General features: G+C 62.8%; 14 protein-coding genes. 4 read left to right on the top strand and 10 right to left on the bottom strand.

What is annotated here, in order from left to right; all coding sequences use genetic code 11:
* Positions 1 to 88: 88 nt before the first annotated feature.
* The 10 genes from asd to QMG79_RS12000 form a co-directional block, all read right to left on the bottom strand.
* Positions 89 to 1,228 (bottom strand): aspartate-semialdehyde dehydrogenase, encoded by a 1,140-nt coding sequence (gene asd / locus QMG79_RS11955; RefSeq protein WP_283538834.1) that lies wholly within the window; start codon positions 1,226 to 1,228, stop codon positions 89 to 91.
* Positions 1,229 to 1,335: 107 nt separating this feature from the next.
* Complete coding sequence (locus QMG79_RS11960) at positions 1,336 to 1,554, bottom strand: NF038396 family protein (protein WP_283538835.1); 219 nt, start codon at positions 1,552 to 1,554, stop codon at positions 1,336 to 1,338.
* Between the two features lie 2 nt (positions 1,555 to 1,556).
* A complete protein-coding gene (locus QMG79_RS11965) occupies positions 1,557 to 2,159 on the bottom strand; it encodes a dihydrofolate reductase (RefSeq protein ID WP_283538836.1) in 603 nt (200 codons plus the stop codon).
* Positions 2,156 to 2,959 carry a thymidylate synthase gene (locus QMG79_RS11970; RefSeq protein WP_283538837.1) on the bottom strand — a complete coding sequence of 268 codons (804 nt, stop codon included), beginning with the start codon at positions 2,957 to 2,959 and terminating at the stop codon, positions 2,156 to 2,158. The genes QMG79_RS11965 and QMG79_RS11970 overlap by 4 nt, the downstream gene beginning before the upstream one ends.
* 49 nt (positions 2,960 to 3,008) lie before the next feature.
* Positions 3,009 to 3,419, bottom strand: a complete 411-nt coding sequence (locus QMG79_RS11975) for a GntR family transcriptional regulator (RefSeq protein WP_283538838.1) — start codon at positions 3,417 to 3,419, stop codon at positions 3,009 to 3,011.
* Entirely contained in the window at positions 3,416 to 5,077 is a 1,662-nt protein-coding gene (locus tag QMG79_RS11980) for a hypothetical protein (protein ID WP_283538839.1), read from the bottom strand. The genes QMG79_RS11975 and QMG79_RS11980 overlap by 4 nt, the downstream gene beginning before the upstream one ends.
* An 84-nt stretch (positions 5,078 to 5,161) precedes the next feature.
* The gene (locus tag QMG79_RS11985; RefSeq protein WP_283539242.1) at positions 5,162 to 6,085 is read right to left on the bottom strand and encodes an NUDIX hydrolase; all 924 of its coding nucleotides are present in this window, start codon (positions 6,083 to 6,085) and stop codon (positions 5,162 to 5,164) included.
* A gap of 64 nt (positions 6,086 to 6,149) precedes the next feature.
* On the bottom strand, positions 6,150 to 8,399 hold the full coding sequence (locus QMG79_RS11990; protein ID WP_283538840.1) for an RNA degradosome polyphosphate kinase: 2,250 nt from the start codon (positions 8,397 to 8,399) through the stop codon (positions 6,150 to 6,152).
* A gap of 130 nt (positions 8,400 to 8,529) precedes the next feature.
* A complete protein-coding gene (gene mshD, locus QMG79_RS11995; RefSeq protein WP_283538841.1) occupies positions 8,530 to 9,498 on the bottom strand; it encodes a mycothiol synthase in 969 nt (322 codons plus the stop codon).
* A gap of 340 nt (positions 9,499 to 9,838) precedes the next feature.
* Positions 9,839 to 10,537, bottom strand: a complete 699-nt coding sequence (locus QMG79_RS12000) for a winged helix-turn-helix transcriptional regulator (protein WP_283539243.1) — start codon at positions 10,535 to 10,537, stop codon at positions 9,839 to 9,841.
* Positions 10,538 to 10,947: 410 nt separating this feature from the next.
* Between QMG79_RS12000 and QMG79_RS12005 the strand changes: the two genes are divergently transcribed.
* From QMG79_RS12005 to QMG79_RS12020, 4 genes are all read left to right on the top strand, one after another.
* Positions 10,948 to 11,682: a permease gene (locus tag QMG79_RS12005; RefSeq protein WP_283539244.1), complete on the top strand. Its 735-nt coding sequence runs from the start codon at positions 10,948 to 10,950 to the stop codon at positions 11,680 to 11,682.
* Between the two features lie 172 nt (positions 11,683 to 11,854).
* Complete coding sequence (locus QMG79_RS12010) at positions 11,855 to 12,484, top strand: nitrobindin family protein (protein WP_283538842.1); 630 nt, start codon at positions 11,855 to 11,857, stop codon at positions 12,482 to 12,484.
* Positions 12,485 to 12,755: 271 nt separating this feature from the next.
* The gene (gene ygfZ / locus QMG79_RS12015) at positions 12,756 to 13,841 is read left to right on the top strand and encodes a CAF17-like 4Fe-4S cluster assembly/insertion protein YgfZ (RefSeq protein WP_283539245.1); all 1,086 of its coding nucleotides are present in this window, start codon (positions 12,756 to 12,758) and stop codon (positions 13,839 to 13,841) included.
* Complete coding sequence (locus QMG79_RS12020) at positions 13,838 to 14,221, top strand: ankyrin repeat domain-containing protein (RefSeq protein ID WP_283538843.1); 384 nt, start codon at positions 13,838 to 13,840, stop codon at positions 14,219 to 14,221. Before ygfZ ends, QMG79_RS12020 begins: the two co-directional genes overlap by 4 nt.
* The last annotated feature ends 71 nt before the right edge of the window (positions 14,222 to 14,292 follow it).

Consider the following 14,292-nt stretch of genomic DNA (forward strand, 5'->3'; position numbering starts at 1 on the left):
GAGCCCCCGCACTGGTGCAGGCTTGGGCGTGGCCGCGGCCTGCACAAGCCACAATCGGGGCCAGGGCGGTCTGCGGAGAAGGCGTGGGCTAGAGTGTCCCGGTGGCGATCCTGAGCATGCGCCGCAGAGGCTCCGCCGCGCCCCACAGGAGCTGGTCGCCAACGGTGAATGCGCTGACGTATTCGGGGCCCATGTCCATTTTTCGAATCCGGCCAACAGGAATATCGAGTGTTCCCGATGCAGCAACAGGCGTCAGGTCCGCCATGGATGCTTCCTTGGTATTGGGGATGACCTTGGCCCACTCGTTGTCATCGGCAAGAATCGTCTCGATCTCGTTGACCGAGAGGTCCTCGCGAAGCTTGAGGGTCAGTGCCTGGGAGTGGGAGCGCATGGCGCCGATCCGGACACACAGCCCATCCATGATCACGCGGTTTTCTGCCGTATTCCCAAGGATTTTGTTGGTTTCCACCCCGGCCTTCCACTCTTCCTTCGACTGCCCGTTGCCGAGGTCCGCATCGATCCAGGGGATCAGGGATCCAGCCAGCGGCGCACCGAACTGCGGTGCCTCGATCCCGCCGCGCTGGTGGGCAAGGACTTTGCGGTCAATGTCCAGGATGGCCGACGCCGGATCGCTGAGTTCTGTGGCGACCTCAGCATTGAGAGTGCCAAACTGGGTCAGCAGCTCACGCATGTGCCGTGCGCCGCCGCCAGAGGCTGCCTGGTAGGTCATGGAAGTACCCCACTCCACCAGGCCATTCTTGAAGAGGCCACCCAGGCCCATCAGCATGCATGAAACGGTGCAGTTGCCACCTATGAAGTCGCGTGTTCCGTTGAGCAGGCCCTTGTCGATCACATCACGGTTGATCGGGTCCAGGACAATGATCGAGTCATCATTCATGCGCAGTGTCGAGGCCGCATCGATCCAGAGTCCTTCCCAGCCGCGGCTGCGAAGTTCGCTGTGCACCTGCTGTGTGTAGCCTCCGCCCTGGGCGGTGACGATGATCGGCAGCTTGGCGAGGGTCTCGACATCAAATGCGTCCTCCAGCTTGCCCGCATCACCGCCGTGAGTACCGGTCAATGTGGGGGCGGCACCGCCAGCGTTTGAGGTGGAGAAAAATACGGGGTTGATGGTGGCAAAATCGCCCTCGTCCTGCATGCGTTGCATGAGGACAGAGCCCACCATGCCGCGCCATCCGATGAGGCCGACAGAAGGGGTAGCTGTAGTCATTGGACCAGTTTAGACTTCACCACCGGCCAGGGGGCAGTTGATGACGGCGGTGCGCTCCTGCATGAAACGCGACCCGCAGTGGCCGCACTGTCACGCCCCATGCGCGTCTAGCGTCGGCCAGACTCCCCGAGCAGGACGGACTTACGGGTGCGGACAGCAAAATAGGCGCCGAAGGTGAAGATCTGGGTGATGACGACAAGGACAACCACGCCAACGATCTTGTTGCCGCCCAGGATCATGGTGAGCCCCACGATCGCGGAGATCAGCGCAAAAAGCGGAAGAAGCATGTATCCCAGCACAAACAGGGTTTCGGGTTTTTTCAGCATTCTCAGCCTTCGTGTCGGTTCCACGCGGTGATGGAGTAGCGGGTGCCGTTGGCTCCGGTCAGCCAGCCTGTGGCGGGTTCACTGATCCGGCGCTGCCAACGCGAGTCGAGCTCTGGGGCTCGCGTGTCGCCGTCGGCGTCCACATCAATGGTGGTCACCACAGCGGATGTGGCGATACCGACTGACTGCCGGAAAATTTCGCCGCCGCCCAGAATCCACACCGTCTCGTTGCCGTCGGCGGCGCGGGATTCCAGCAGCGCAGCATCCATGGACGACACAACGACGGCGCCTGCGGCCTCTGGAGTCGAGGCCCAGTCCCGGTTGCGGCTGATGACAATGTTGGTCCGGTGCGGCAGCGGACGGTATTTGTCCGGGAAGGAGAGCCAGGTCTTGCGCCCCATGATGACCGGGTGGCCGCGGGTGAGTTGGTTGAAGTGCCTGAGATCCTCAGGCAGGTGCCAGGGCATGTCCCCTTCCATGCCGATCACGCCAGCTGGCGTCTGCGCCCACACCATTCCGATCCCGGTGATGGACGCAGCCAGGTTCTCGGTGAAGGACCGCGGATCAGCCAGGGACCGTGAACCGGTGGAGTCCGGCACGCTCATACGGCAATCGGGGCCTTGATGGTGGGATGGTGCTGGTAGCCAACCACCTCGAAGTCCGCCAGCGTGTAGTCGAAGATCGAGGCGGGCTTGCGAAGGATCTTCAGCTGCGGGGACGGGTAGGGTTCGCGGTCCAGCTGCTTGAGGACCTGGTCCATGTGATTCTCGTAGATGTGGACGTCACCGCCGGTCCAGACGAACTCGCCCACCTCAAGCCCGGCCTGCTGGGCCACCATGTGCGTCAGCAGGGCGTAGGAGGCAATGTTGAACGGAACGCCCAGGAACATATCAGCGGAGCGCTGGTACAGCTGGCAGGAGAGTTTGCCGTTGGCAACATAGAACTGGAAGAGCGCGTGGCATGGCGGGAGGGCCATGTTCTTGAGCTCGGACACGTTCCAGGCTGACACGATGTGCCGGCGGGAGTCCGGCGAGGATTTCAGGTTTTCCACCACCTCGGCGATCTGGTCAACATGGCCGCCATCGGGAGTGGGCCAGCTGCGCCACTGAACACCGTAAACGGGCCCTAACTCACCGTCGGCGTCAGCCCATTCATTCCAGATGGTGACGCCCTGTTCCTGCATCCAGGCCACGTTCGAATCGCCGCGCAAGAACCACAGCAGCTCCGCTGCCACGGACTTGAAGTGCACGCGCTTGGTGGTGACCAGGGGGAAAGCCTGAGCCAGGTCGAAACGGATCTGCCGGCCAAAAACGCTTGTGGTCCCCGTCCCGGTCCGGTCCGATTTGTGCGATCCGTTCGCTAGGACATCGCGCAGGAGGTCTTCATAAGGGGTTGGAATGCTCACCGCACCAGTCTACGTGCCATCGCCAAAATTACCCTGGAGGAGTTGTGCCTCAGCGCTGCCCCCGCGGACGGTCCTTGCGCAGGTGCGCCCGCACCAGGTTCACCAGGGACTCTTCGGTGATGTCCGTGCCGCGAAGTGTGACCACCAGGTGCACGACGGCGGCCCGGACGTCTGCAGGCACGTCCGGTTCGGGAAGAGGCAGTCCGCTGGGCGGGTTGGCGCTGACGATGGTCCCCGAGCGTCGTCGTGATTCTACATAGCCACCGGCTTCAAGTTCCTTATACGCCCTGGCGACAGTGCCGGTAGCGAGCCCCAGGTCCGCCGCGAGACTGCGGACAGTGGGTAGCCTCGAGCCAGGTGCCAGGATGTCCAGCTCAATGAGGGTTGCTACCTGGAGCCGAATTTGTTCGAACGGTGGGGTTGCTGCGCGAAGGTCCACCGAAAGCGCCGGGGTGCTCATAGCCGCGCATCGGCCTTCACGTCCGCGTTCTTGGGGCTGCGTGCAAAAGAACTGACGGGGAAGGCTGTCAGCACCAGTGCAGCAATCCACAGGATCGTTCCGACCACCACTGCCGGTTGCCAGGGAGCGTCCCGTGCCACGCCCAGCACGGCGGGATCCTCCAGGCCCAGGACCAGTGGCCACACAGGGCTGAGCATTGCCAGCAGCAGGCCGGTCTGGAAGATGAGCAGCGCGCAGGTGATCCGCAGTATCCGGTGGAGGCTGATGCTGCGCAGCGCGGTATCCAGGCCATCGACGTCCGGGCTGGTCCTGCGTCGACGCAGGACCAGGACTACGCCCAGGGCGGCCAGCACAAGCGTCCCGGTGACCACGCCGCCAGAGACTGGCCACGCGAGCGTGCGAATGAGCCCCGTGGACGCCGCCAGGAGAGACTCGCCTACGGCGCTCACGGTGAGGACAGCTGCGTAGAGGAGTCCCACGGCGATGGTTGTCCATTTCACTGCCGGGTGGACCCAGCGAACCTGTGTAGCGCGTGACTGTGGCGGACCCCCGTGGTTGCGCTGCAGCAGAAGCTCGCCAGCGATGATCGTGAGAACGGCTGTCGCGGCAATCATGCCTGCCACGCCAAGCAACCTGGCGGGTCCAGTGGTACTGCCCGTGACAGTCAACAGTCCCAGGACGCCAGCCACAATCCCGAGGAATGGCGACGCTGTCCCAATTGCGGCCACCACCTGGGCCGCTGGCTGGGCTGTGAAGTCCGGTGCGGACCGGCTCTTGCCGGACGAACCACTGGTGCCTCCAGCGGCAGCCAACGTGGGCGGTGCCCACAGCCACATCCAGAGCAGGACGACGCCGTTGATGAGAGCCAGGATGTTGACCGAGCCGGTAGCACTGACCATCGGGTCCTGGGTGGTGGCGAAGGTACCTACGATCCCTGCCAGCCCCCAGGCGACAGTGGTGACGGTGCGGAGCAGGCGATTCATGGCGATGGTGCGCAGGATGTCATTGTCAGTGACATCCAGGGCCTCCAGGTGCCGCCGTCGGGCAATAAGCCACAGTACGCCTACCGTTCCAGCAGCCAGAAGTATCCAGGCGACGCCAAGCCACAGGGCCACGTCGGCGCCCTCGATCCTTCCAGGCCCGATCCGTTGGGCCAGCTCCGCACCATCGCTGGGGTAGCTCGCAGGAAAGCCGGGCAGGAAAGCTACCCAACCAATGGTCGCTGCGCTCGCCACCAGCGAAACTCCCGTGACGGCCGCGAGTCCGCGGGGCAAGAAATCCCGGATGCTCCGAACGGAGAGCCCTGCAGTACGGCGCCTGCCGCTGGGCTGCGGGTAACTGAACTGCCCCACTGCGTGCACGCCCACCATGGCAATCACGGGCCAGACTACGGCCTGCGCCATTCCCGGCCAGGATGCCAGCGATGTTCCTGCGCTTGGTTCGAGGATACCCAGTGTGCTGGCACCCGCCAGAGAACTTGCAAGCCAGCCAATGACGCCGATCCACAGGGCATGCTGGGAAATCGAGATCGCCGACATGCGGCCACCAGGTGCCTTGAGCACAAGCCGCAGCATGAGGTACAGCACAATGGCGAGGGCCACCGGTCCAAGGAATGCCCCAGGAACCAGTACCCACGAAAGATTATTGATGGCACTCATGCCGGCCTCCCCATGGCTTTGTTTCAATGTATCAAGCATTTGATACAAAGTTGCAGGTGTCAACCCATGCGGCCGGCAGGTGGGTCAGTCGTCGAAGGGTTTGACCTGTTCTACGGCAACGACCTGGCCGGATTTGGCGACTGCAACATGGCAGACCACCACCTCACCGGGTGCGAGGAAGGGCTCGTCGCCGGGCAATATGGCGCTGAGTCGACCCGGCATGTGGGCAGCTAGTTGACGGAACAGAGCAGGCAGGACCGGGCGATGTGTACACAGGACCACGCCCCTCTGCTTATCGAACAACGCCTCCAGGACACCGGTGGATTTTTTCGGCTTCCGTGCATGGTGATGTTCGGTCAGGGCGTCGTGGACCTTGACTTTGGCGTCCACGGCTTTGGCGTACGGCGCAATGGTGGCGATGCACCGCAGCCACGGACTGGTGACAACGCGCATGGGTCGCCACACCTGCAGCAGCCGTTTGACCGACTGTGCCTGCCGGATCCCTGTTGCCGCCAGGGGACGTTCGCCCTCGGCCCGGCTCCAGGAGGAGCGTGGTTTTGCCTTCGCATGCCTGAGGACAATCAGGGGCCAGGTGCGTAGTTCGTCGCGCCGGTGTGCGGCCATCAGAAATTCTAGGGGCTCGACGTCGGAGGGGTTGGTCAGCAGCGTGGCAGCCTTTTCCGGGGCGCACCACATGACGCTGTCCACTTCCTTGCCATCGGGCAGAATCCGCTGCCCCTTGACCTCTGTTGCCCAGTAGTGGACAACTTTGCGTCCAGCTGCGACCGGGTAGTAGATGGCAGGGAGCGGAATGCCCAACTCTGCAGCCAGTCCAATTTCCTCCCAGACCTCCCGGGCTGCACACTCCGGGATGGTTTCGCCGGGATCCAGCTTGCCTTTGGGCCAGGACCAGTCGTCATAGCGCGGTCTGTGGATCAGCAAGACCTCGAGTCGGTCCTTGGTGACGCGCCAGGGGATAGCGCCGGCCGCCACAACTGACACAGGCATCTGCGCGGGCGCGGTGCCCTGTTCGGTTTCCACCACGGGAAAGTTGTCGCCTGTCAAAGCAGCCCTATCGCCGGGTGGACGTGCGCTGGCGGGCGCGGGACTCCAGCAGCCAGGACTGCACATCCTCCAGCGGTGTGCCGTCATCGGACACATGGTGCCTGGTCCAGCCACCCTCGTTGTCCAGGTGCCAGCTAGCGGTCCCTGGATTCAGGTAGCGCAGCAACAGGTCCTGGACATAGGTGACGTCGTCGGGGGCGGCGAGCTGTACCAGTGCCTCAACCCTGCGGTCAAGGTTGCGGTGCATCATGTCGGCAGAACCGATGTAGACAACGGGGTCACCGGCGTTGGCGAAGGAGAAGACGCGGGAGTGCTCCAGGAATCGGCCAAGGATGGAACGGACAGTGATGTTCTCGCTCAGGCCAGGGACTCCCGGGCGCAGTGAACAGATGCCACGGACAATGACCCCTACCTGGACGCCCGACTGCGAGGCACGGTACAGCGCATCAATGATGGCCTCGTCAACCATGGAGTTGACCTTGATCTGAACGCTGGCAACCAGGCCGGCCTTGGCGTTGCGGATCTCTGTTTCAATGCGGTCAATGAGGCCCGAACGGACAGAGCGCGGTGCCACCAGGAGTCGTTTGAACGTCGACTTTGGAGCATACCCGGAGAGCTGGTTGAAGAGCTTGGATAGGTCCTCGCCCACCTGGTTGTTGGCCGTCAGTAGCCCGAGGTCCTCGTAATACCTGGCTGTGCGTGGATGGTAATTTCCGGTACCAATGTGGCAGTAGCGGCGAAGCCCGTCGACCTCCTGGCGGACCACCAGGGAAAGCTTGCAGTGCGTTTTCAGTCCCACAATTCCGTACACTACGTGAACGCCGGCCTGCTCCAGCTTGCGTGCCCAGGAGATATTGGCCTGTTCGTCAAAGCGGGCCTTGATCTCCACAAGCGCCAGGACCTGCTTGCCGGCTTCGGCAGCATCGATCAGGGCATCCACAATGGGGGAATCTCCGGATGTGCGGTAGAGCGTCTGTTTGATGGCCTGGACCTTGGGATCGGCAGCAGCCTGCTCAAGGAAGGCCTGGACCGAGGTTGAGAAGGAATCGTAGGGGTGGTGCAGGAGGATGTCCCGGCGGCGCATCGCTGCAAAGACATTCGCAGCCTTGGAGGTCTCTGACTCGTTCAGGTAGCGGGACGTGTGGGGGACATGTTTGGGGTAGTGCAGGTCAGACCTGTCGATTCCGGCAATAACGGAGAGGCCACGCAGGTCAAGGGGAGCCGGGACGGTGTAGACCTCGGATTCCTCCACGCCCAGTTCCCGGATGAGGAGCGCAAGGATATTCGGGTTGATGTCATGGGTTACTTCCAGGCGGACCGGGGGGCCGAACCGGCGGCGCAGCAGCTCCTTTTCGAGGGCCTGCAGGAGGTTTTCGGCGTCGTCTTCTTCCACTTCGACGTCCTCGTTGCGGGTCACGCGGAAGATGTGGTGTTCCAGGACCTCCATGCCGGCAAAGAGTTTGTCCAGGTGGACGGCAATGACTTCTTCCAGAGCGATAAAACGGGCCACACGGCCGGGCACGGCCCCAGCGCGTGGACCATCAATGGAGATCAGCCGCGGAAGCTGGTCAGGAACCTTGACACGGGCAAAGAGCTCCTTGTCGCTGACCGGGTTCCGTACCACCACGGCCAGGTTGAGCGAAAGGCCCGAGATGTAGGGAAACGGGTGTGCCGGATCCACGGCCAGGGGCGTCAGGATCGGAAAGACCTTTTCGGCGAACTGTTGGCTCAGGCGTTCCTGTGCGGCATCGTCAAGCTCATCCCAATGCATGAGGTGGATGTGCTCATAGGCCAGTGCGGGCCTGATCTGTTCGGCAAAGACCTGGGCGTGGCGCTGCTGCAGGCGATGCGCCTCATCGCTGATCTCCTCCAGGACCTCCATCGGGCTCAGACCTGCTGGCGAGGGGACCGCCAGGCCAGTGGCGATGCGTCGCTTGAGCCCAGCGACACGGACCATGAAGAACTCGTCCAGGTTGGACGCAAAGATCGAAAGGAAACTCACGCGCTCCAGCAGGTGCAGGGTGGGATCTTCGGCAAGTTCGAGAACCCGTGAATTAAAGGCCAGCCAGCTCAGCTCACGGTCCAGGAAGCGGTCCGGGCTGATGTCTCCCTCGGGGCGCAGGTTTGGCGCAAACTCAGGAATATCGATCCGGTCCTGCGTGGCCCGGGACGCTGGCACTTCGGAGGAGCCGAACCGCGCACGGGGAGGCCGGGATGCCTTGCCAACGCTGGCTTGATCGGGGGAATCCGGTGTCATGGCTGCTCCTTAGGGGTGGCGCTGCGTACCACCACGGGCGGCAGGCGCAATTCTGATCCAACCTTACAATCTTTCCCTCACGCAAAGACCTGTTGCGTGGCTGCTGGACGGCGCCTTGGCGTCGCAGTGGTTAACGTTGGGCCAACGGAGCGAACATGACGTCCACATCCCAGCGGGTGAAGCCAAGACGCGTATAGAGGGACACTGCGGCAGTGTTGTCCGCATCCGTGTAGAGCATGATCGCAGCAAGGTCATGGTGGCGCAGATACGTTATCCCGGCAACGGTCAGGGCCTTGCCCAGGCCCATTCCCTGGGCAGCGGGACTGACGCCCACCACGTATACCTCACCCAGGGGTTGATGGCCGCGCTGACCGGGATGGATCTTGGTCCAGTGGAATCCCAGGAGGGTACCGGCGGCATCAACGGCCAAGAGGAAGCCTGCCGGGTCAAACCATTCCTCAGCCATGCGGGCATCAAGATCAGCACGTGTCATGGCACCCTGCTCGGGATGATGGGCAAAGGCCTCGCGGTTGGCCATCAGCCAGGCCTCTTCGTCCTGCCCCGGCACGAAGGCGCGAATGCTCACGCCCTCCGGCAGGCCGACATCGGGCATGTCGGTGGCGCTGGAAGCCAGGCGCATCTTCCAGAGCTCGCGCACCGGGCCAAAACCATACCGGGCGGCCAGTTCCCCTGCGGCTTCATGGTTCCCGTGCGACCACGCCTGCAGGTTCGCCAGGCCGCGCTCATCCTTCAGCGCTTCCACCAGCCGGTCGGCAACGCCCCGATTGCGGTAGTTCGGGTGGACGGCAACCTCCAGGACATCACCACCCTCCGGGTCCGCGAGCACCACGGCGAACCCAGCGAGGTCGGGCGTGGCAGGTGCGGCGGGATCGTCGCCACCGGCGTAGAGGGCCAGCGACAAAAGGTCTGCGCTTCCTGCCTTCCCGCTGAGGGTGATCACGCTCTGTTCAGACAGGGGCGGGTTGCCGTCAGTTTCAGTCGCCGCGGCCAGCAGCGCAGTGACGTCGCCGATCAGGTCAGGATCGAGGGATCCGCGGACGACGGCGACGGGCCAGGTTTCGGGATGTGCTGAGCTCATCCTGCAAGGCTAGTACCTCCCAGGGGATGGCCTGCAGGGTCCGCCGGCTTTCGGATGGAATTTTCTGCCGGAACCACGTATAGTCTTTTTCCGTTGGTTCTTCGGTTCCAGCGCGAGGGGGATCCACCACCGGGGTGGCTTCGATACGTTCAACCCGTATGTCCTCCACCAATGCAGGACAAGCGCATGGCATGTGCGCACAACAAACGCCAGGACGCCCCAGATGAGCTGGGGCGTTCTTTCGTTAAGCTAGGTTCTTAAGCCAGTGGGGCAACTTCCCGTCCTGGCGGTACCGGCTTGATGGCATCGACCGAACCTCGGCCGAGCCTTGAGAGGGGCGCTACGCCTCGGTCAGCTCGTCTTCCTGCTGCCTAACAAGGGTGAGGCGGTAGCCCACGTTGCGGACAGTGCTGATCAGGTTTTCGTGGTCAGCACCCAGCTTGGCCCGCAGTCGTCGAACGTGAACATCCACCGTCCTGGTGCCTCCGTAGTAGTCGTAGCCCCACACCTCCGTCAGCAGTTGCGCGCGGGTGAAGACGCGGCCAGGGTGCTGGGCCAAGTATTTCAGCAGCTCGAATTCCTTGAACGTCAGGTTCAGCGGCGTGCCGTTGACCCGTGCTGTGTAGCTTGATTCATCGATCACCACGCCAGCAGCCCTGATTTCAGAAGGAGTGTCCTCTTTCTCCGGAACGGAACGGGCCATGGAGAGCCTGATGCGTGCTTCCACCTCAGCCGGGCCTGCAGAGTCAAGAACAATGTCGTCCACTGCCCATGCCGACGAAACTGCCGCCATGCCGCCTTCGGTGAGGATCAGCACCAGTGGTGCGCTCAGGCCGGTTGCCTTGAGCAGTTGAGTCAGGGATCGCGCACCGACCAGGTCCTTGCGGGCATCGAGGAGGACAACGTCGCATGGGTCCGTGTCAAGAAGCGCCGTGGGCTCGGCAGGGAGGATGTGGACGCGGTGGTTCAACAGCTCAAGCGCAGGCAAAACCTCAACGGATGATCCGGCGCTATTGGTCAGTAGCAGGATGTGCGACATCATTCCTCCAGGGGCAGTTGGCGCATCGTTGGGCGTTTTCAACCGGGCTTCCACGGGCCGGCGCTGTCATCCTGCAATACGCCTGCGGAGCAGGCGAATCCCCTGAAGATCGTTGCCGAAAAAACTGGCACAGGGCCTTTACAAGCGGAACAGCTGAAGCCCCAACTATACCCAATCGGGCACTGGAACCGCCGGAACGGCACTGTTTGGCCCACTGTCGTGCGACATATGGAGGTCACATAGGGCAGGATTGAGTGCAGTAGCCGGAACCGTTTTCGGCCGGTAGCAAGCTGCCACAGTGACCAGAGCAAGGATGGGATGCAGCGAACGTGAGTCCAGAAGTGAAGCCCGCAGGTCCGGGGCCGGAGCCCACACGGGAAGCCGAAAGTGCCGTGCTGCCCCGTCGTTCCGTGAAATCCTGGGTTATCGGCGTCATCGGGCTCGTGGTCCTGGCAGCCATTGTTGCAGGGGTCTACTCCTCGCCTGAGGTGCTGCTGGGCGTCATTATCGTTGCAGCGGCTGCTGCAGGTATTGGGTGGCCACACTTTTTGCGCGTTCCGGCCAAGAAGACGCTCGCCGCGGCCATCGCCCTGCCGGGGATCGCGTCGGCAATAGCTGCGTACTTGGCTCCCGCGCCCGGATACCTGAATGCGACACCTGCCTTTATGGCCCTGGGCGTGATGGCTGTTTTTATTATCCAGTTGCTCCGCGGTACTGGGCAGGCACAGCGGTTGGAATCGATACTGGGCTGCTCAGCCGGGGTGATGCTCTGCTGTTTGGGCGCCGGCTGGATTGCTGGTCATCGCTTTAACGGCGTACGGGAGATGCTGGCCGTGGCGGCGGTTAGTGCCGCTGTTGCGCTGATAGTTGGCCTGATTCGTTGGCCGGATACGATCGTCGCACCGTTGGGCATCACTATCGCGGGGCTGTCAGGTCCTCTCGCGGGCCTGATTTTTTCGGATATTGCCGTCATTCCGGCCGCCGTATTCGGTGTGGTGGTGGGCGCGGTCCTGGTCAGTTTTCGGCGGCTTGTGACCCTCAGGGGCGGTCCACTGAGCTTTCCTGCGGCGTTGGCCATGGGGACGGCTCCGGTCTTGGCTGTTGGTTCCCTGGCTTACTTCATCGATAAACTTCTGATCTTCTGACACGTTAGGATTGCAGCATGTCTGTTCTTGCCTATGAAATTTTCTTCCTCGTCCTCCTCGGGGTTGCCAGCCTTGCCATGGCCTGGTTCGCGTTCTTCGTGGTCTACCGCCTTTTCAAGGGCCAGAAGTAAGCTTCCCGCCTGCTGCCTGAGACCTTTCGGAGGTAATAGCTGTGCCCATTGAAATTCCCACGGACCTGACTCCTGAACTTGTCCCTCTTTCCTGGCTGATCGGGGAGTGGGAGGGATCGGGACGCCTGGGGAGTGGCGATGAGGATTCCGAGCATTTCCTGCAGCGTGTTTCCTTCACGCACAACGGCCTCCCATACCTGCAGTATCGCGCCGAAAGTTGGGTCACGGCCGACGACGGCACTGTCCTCCGCCCGCTCACCGTGGAGACGGGCTTTTGGGCACTTGAGCGCAAACAGGGTGATGCAGACGGCGGTCCCGGTCTCATGCCCGCAGATATAGTGCCAGCGCTGAAGAGCGCCGAGGACGTTGAAGCACTCAGGAATGACACAGGTGGTTTTGACGTCTCGGTTTCCATCTCTCACCCGGGCGGAATCTCCGAGCTGTACTACGGCCAGATCAAGGGACCCCAGATCCAGTTGAGTACAGATATGGTGATGCGCGGAAGCCACTCCAAGGAATACACCGCTGCCACCAGGATCTTCGGCCTGGTCGATGGCAGCCTTCTCTGGCGTTGGGATGTGGCCACGGGCGGTGAAGGCACCGGAAAAGGCCTGGCAGCCCACGCCTCGGCATTCCTGAAGCGCCTGCGCTCGGACAGCGCCCCGGAATAGGCGTCAGTCCCGGCACATCTGCCAGCACTCCATTGCCTGATCTGCGGCACTATCGATGAATCAATGTTCCATCGCACATCTGATCCATCCGTCGCCCATGGCATCGACCCATAGGCATCGCCCCAGGACTGTTACTGGATAGTCCGGCCAACGCTCCCGTCAGCGAAGGGGACCCTGTCTATGGGAATATTCCTGCGGCATGGGACGCTGGGCTAGCACCCGATATCGAGAATCCGGAATACTGCTGAGCCTTGAGGACGTTGACCCAGATATGACCTACACAAGCCCATTACTGGTGCGGCCTGGCGCTGTCCAGGGCACTGGCGCCGACTCTGGCGTGGCCTCGCACTATGGTGAACCACTGCGTGAGCAGCGCGCGCTGTCTGCGGGGACCGCCGTCGTTGATCTTTCCCAGCGCGGGGTGGTGACCGTCAGCGGCCCGGACCGGCTCAGGTGGTTGAATACCCTCTCCTCCCAGCACCTTGCTGCTCTGCCCGTCGGTGAATCAACGGAGCTGCTGTTCCTCAGCGTCCAGGGCAGGATCGAGTTTGATGCCCGGGTCGTCGACGACGGTGCCACAACGTGGTTGCTCGTGGAGGCGGCGGAAGCTGCACCACTAGCGGAGTGGCTCAACAGGATGAAGTTCATGCTGCGGGTCGACGTCGCCGACGTCTCGCCGCAGTGGGCCACAATCGGCAGCACCGCTGCCGTGCCCGACTGGGCGGACTACATCCACTGGGTGGACCCTTGGCCGGAGCTCGGCGCAGGCGGGTACGCCTATTCCACTGCCGGGATTGATGAGCACCCTGGCAGGGACCGCCCTTGGTTCGAATATCTGATTCCTGCGGAGGAGCTTGCCGCAACAGTAGGGGACCGGGCACTTGCCGGTTCGATGGCAGCCGAGGCGCTGCGGATCGCAGCCTGGCGGCCGCGCTGGGGCAGCGAAACCGACGAGCGAACCATCCCCCACGAACTGGACCTGCTTCGCACGGCTGTCCACCTGTCCAAGGGGTGCTACAAGGGCCAGGAAACCGTGGCGCGCGTCCATAATCTCGGCCATCCTCCACGTCGCCTTGTCTTCCTACAGCTCGACGGCTCCCAGCACACGATGCCACAGCCCGGAAACGAGGTCTTCGCGGGGGATCGCAAGGTGGGTACGCTCACCTCGGTGGCGCAGCACTTCGAGATGGGTCCGGTTGCACTGGCGGTCATCAAGCGGTCTGTGGCGCCCGATTCGCTGCTGACGGTGATGGACGGCGACGAACCCTACACTGCAGTGCAGGAGATTATCGTCGCGCCAGACGCCGGCCAGGTAGTTGGTCGGCAAACAGGTTTCCTGAAGAAGGCCCGCACGTGAGCACCCCGGACGCGGATGCCGTTGCGCTGGCACAGTCGCTGTTGGACGCAGCACGTGCTGGCGACAGCGGGCTCCTGGACAGCTACCTTTCTGCCGGGGCGCCCGTGGAGCTGACAGGGTCGTCAGGTGACTCCTTGCTGATGCTCGCCGCGTACCACGGCCATGTCGGCACGGTGGACATGTTGCTGGGCCACGGTGCGGAGCCCAACACGCCCAATGACAGGGGCCAGACACCGCTCGCCGGTGCGGTGTTCAAGGGATATACGGACGTCGCGCGGGCCCTGTTGACCGCCGGTGCAGATCCCGATGCTGGAACACCCTCCGCCCGTGCCGCAGCCACGATGTTCGAGCGTGCGGACATCCAGGCGCTCTTCTCCTGACGTCACGGCGCCAGGGATTTTATCCGCATCAGGAGCCGCCAGTTTGACTCCACCCCCAGCAGCCCGTGAAC

This window comes from Pseudarthrobacter sp. PS3-L1 (assembly GCF_030063285.1).
Lineage (GTDB): Bacteria > Actinomycetota > Actinomycetes > Actinomycetales > Micrococcaceae > Arthrobacter.

What these genes read in the sequence shown, in the direction of transcription:
- QMG79_RS11990 (WP_283538840.1), bottom strand. Translation starts at nt 8,399, where the DNA reads ATGACACCGGATTCCCCCGATCAAGCCAGCGTTGGCAAGGCATCCCGG.
- mshD (WP_283538841.1), bottom strand. Translation starts at nt 9,498, where the DNA reads ATGAGCTCAGCACATCCCGAAACCTGGCCCGTCGCCGTCGTCCGCGGA.
- QMG79_RS11980 (WP_283538839.1), bottom strand. Translation starts at nt 5,077, where the DNA reads ATGAGTGCCATCAATAATCTTTCGTGGGTACTGGTTCCTGGGGCATTC.
- QMG79_RS11975 (WP_283538838.1), bottom strand. Translation starts at nt 3,419, where the DNA reads ATGAGCACCCCGGCGCTTTCGGTGGACCTTCGCGCAGCAACCCCACCG.
- ygfZ (WP_283539245.1), top strand. Translation starts at nt 12,756, where the DNA reads ATGACCTACACAAGCCCATTACTGGTGCGGCCTGGCGCTGTCCAGGGC.
- QMG79_RS11960 (WP_283538835.1), bottom strand. Translation starts at nt 1,554, where the DNA reads ATGCTGAAAAAACCCGAAACCCTGTTTGTGCTGGGATACATGCTTCTT.
- QMG79_RS12000 (WP_283539243.1), bottom strand. Translation starts at nt 10,537, where the DNA reads ATGTCGCACATCCTGCTACTGACCAATAGCGCCGGATCATCCGTTGAG.
- asd (WP_283538834.1), bottom strand. Translation starts at nt 1,228, where the DNA reads ATGACTACAGCTACCCCTTCTGTCGGCCTCATCGGATGGCGCGGCATG.
- QMG79_RS11985 (WP_283539242.1), bottom strand. Translation starts at nt 6,085, where the DNA reads ATGCCTGTGTCAGTTGTGGCGGCCGGCGCTATCCCCTGGCGCGTCACC.
- QMG79_RS11965 (WP_283538836.1), bottom strand. Translation starts at nt 2,159, where the DNA reads ATGAGCGTGCCGGACTCCACCGGTTCACGGTCCCTGGCTGATCCGCGG.